Here is a 1800-nt window from a genome sequence, read left to right as displayed (position 1 = left end):
CCTTGAGCCGCATTGATGTGTTATCTGCGCAGGAACGTCATACCCTGCTGTATGGCTGGAACCAGACGGACAGGCCCTGCCCGTCAAATACCCTGCAACAACAATTTGAGGCTCAGGCGGCTGCCACACCGGATAATAGGGCGCTGGAATTTGCCGGAGACACCCTGTCCTACCGCCAGCTTAACGAACGGGCAAACCAGTTAGCTGCCGTGATCCGGGCACAGTATCAGCAGCAGCGCAATACCCCGATGCCGGCAGAGACGCCGGTGGCGTTATATCTGGATCGCAGTCCGGCGATGATTATCGCTATTCTGGCGGTGTTAAAAGCCGGGGGGGCCTATGTCCCGCTTTCACCGGAATACCCGCCGGAGCGTACCCGCTTTATTCTGGCTGACACACAGACCCGGTGTGTGGTGACTCAGCAACACCATTTGCCCGCACTGACGGCCTGCACACAAACACTGGCGGTGGCTCCCGTTCTGATTGCCGCCGACGATCCGGCAGTGACTGCCGGTTATCCTGCTGATAATCTGCCGCCGGTAAACAGGGCCACCGATTTGGCCTATATCATTTACACGTCAGGCACCACCGGCCAGCCGAAAGGAGTGGCACTGACTCACCGCAGTGTGATGAACCGCCTGTGCTGGATGTTGTCGCGTTATCCTTTCCGGCCCGCCGATAAAATACTGCAAAAAACCCCGTATACCTTTGATGTGTCGGTGTGGGAATTGCTGGCGGCGAACTGGGTGGGCGCATGTATCGTGATTGCTCCGCCGGAGGCACATAAACAGCCGGCGGTGTTGCAGCAACTGATCCGGCAAAGCGGCGTGACCATGTTGCATTTTATCCCGCCTATGCTGGGGGCATTCTGCCAGACCCTGGAGGCAATGGGTCAGCAGTTACCGGACAGGGTGCGTTATGTTTTCTGTAGCGGGGAAGCGCTGACGGCGTCGCAGGTCAGGGCATTTAACCGGGTCCAGGCGGGCCGCTCTGCCCTTATCAACCTTTATGGGCCGACGGAAGCGGCGATTGAAGTCGCCTGTTATGAGACGGATACGGCGTGTCACGGCAATGTGCCGATTGGGCGGGCGATTGATAATGTGCGGCTCTATGTGCTGGACAAATACGGTAACCCTTCCCCGACAGGGGCACCGGGCGAACTGCACATTGGCGGTATTTGTCTGGCGCGCGGTTACTGGAACCAGCCGGCCCTGACGGCAGAGAGTTTTGTGCCGAACCCGTTTGCGACAGCGGAGGACGCCGCATTGGGGTATACCCGGCTGTATAAAACCGGGGATTTGGTGCGCTGGCGGCCGGACGGCAATCTGGATTATCTGGGACGCAATGATTTTCAGGTGAAAATCCGTGGCTACCGGATTGAACCGGGGGAAATCGAAAGTGCGCTGGCGACTCACCCTCAGGTGAAACAGGCGGTGGTGATCGATTGGGAACACGAGGGAGACCGCGTGCTGGTGGCTTATCTGGTCACGGAGGGCGGGGTGCCGGATGACAGCCTGATCGGGCATCTGTCAGCCCGTCTGCCGGAGTATATGGTGCCGGCCAGTTTTACCCGCATTGAGTCCGTGCCGCTGACACTGAATGGCAAACTGGACCGCCGGGCTTTACCGGTCCCGGTCTGGGTAAACCGTGAACAATATGTGGCACCGCGCACGGCACTGGAAACCCGGTTGTGCATGATCTGGCAGTCGGTATTGGGGCTGGAACGGGTGGGGATTGAAGATAACTTCTTCCGTATCGGCGGTAATTCCCTGCTGGCGATTAAACTGGCAGCCGCTATTC

1 protein-coding gene is annotated in these 1800 nt (G+C 58.6%); it reads left to right on the top strand.

Annotated elements, in window-relative coordinates; all coding sequences use genetic code 11:
• Positions 1-17 precede the first annotated feature (17 nt).
• The coding region (locus Xbud_RS18875; RefSeq protein WP_244590050.1) for a non-ribosomal peptide synthetase at positions 18-1800 on the top strand (1783 nt) is incomplete at its 3' end.

The organism is Xenorhabdus budapestensis, from assembly GCF_002632465.1.
Classification (GTDB): Bacteria; Pseudomonadota; Gammaproteobacteria; order Enterobacterales; family Enterobacteriaceae; genus Xenorhabdus; species Xenorhabdus budapestensis.
Note: the sequence above shows the minus strand (reverse complement) of the source record. Positions and strands in the feature narration are given on the sequence as shown.